We start from the raw sequence: 708 nt of genomic DNA, 5'->3' as shown, positions 1-708 counted from the left end.
TCAAACCGGGGGCGGCCATAATGGATTCTGCCAAAATGGACTCAGCTTTACCGAGTTCAACTATGTCAGGCTCAAAACGATCAGACTCTACACTGCCTGCTGACCGATCACTCCGGGTATCCTGCTGTTGTTGCCAGCGGTGGAACCACGGGCTCTGGGCAGGCAGTCGGTCAGCGGGCCAGACTATATGGAGTCGGCAGTTGGGCAGAGCTTTTTTCTGGCCGTAAATCCAGAGATAGGGCTCAGGTGCCAGCAGTGACTCCAGATGCCCTGCCAGGGTCGGGGTATGTTCCAGCCCGGTCAGCACCACCGGTTTACCATTCAGGAGCTGCATCAATAAGGGGGTTTCTCTCAGCTGGAAACTCAACTTGCCTGACAGTTTCAGCTTGCTGGTAAACCAGAGCTCTTCCCATTGCTGCCCGGTGGCTAGTTGATAACAGTCGGATTGCTCAACGACATTGGCATGGATATGGGCAACATTGTTGCCATTGTCGGTATACAGCCTGACAACACTGTCACCGGAAGGCTCTGGCAGAGTGCCTGTCGCCAATCCGGGGGCTACAGGCAGTGATTCCGTCCGATGTTTCAGGATCAGCCATTGCTCATCGGTCAGTTCACCGCTAACCAGCAGCTGGTCAAATTCGCTGGCCATCTTATGAAAGGTATCGGTCTTTTGCAGGGTGTTTTCCTGTGCGGACAGATCACTGA

Annotated in this window: 1 protein-coding gene; it reads right to left on the bottom strand. The window is 54.2% G+C overall.

All coding sequences use genetic code 11. From position 1 onward, the window contains the following. The coding region (locus tag J7438_RS26570; protein WP_209279028.1) for a hypothetical protein at positions 1-708 on the bottom strand (708 nt) is incomplete at both ends.

Origin of the sequence: Thalassotalea sp. G20_0 (assembly GCF_017744175.1) — a bacterium.
Classification (GTDB): domain Bacteria; phylum Pseudomonadota; class Gammaproteobacteria; order Pseudomonadales; family Endozoicomonadaceae; genus Endozoicomonas.
The sequence above is the reverse complement of the archived record's forward strand: the minus strand, read 5'-3'. Positions and strand labels throughout refer to the sequence as shown.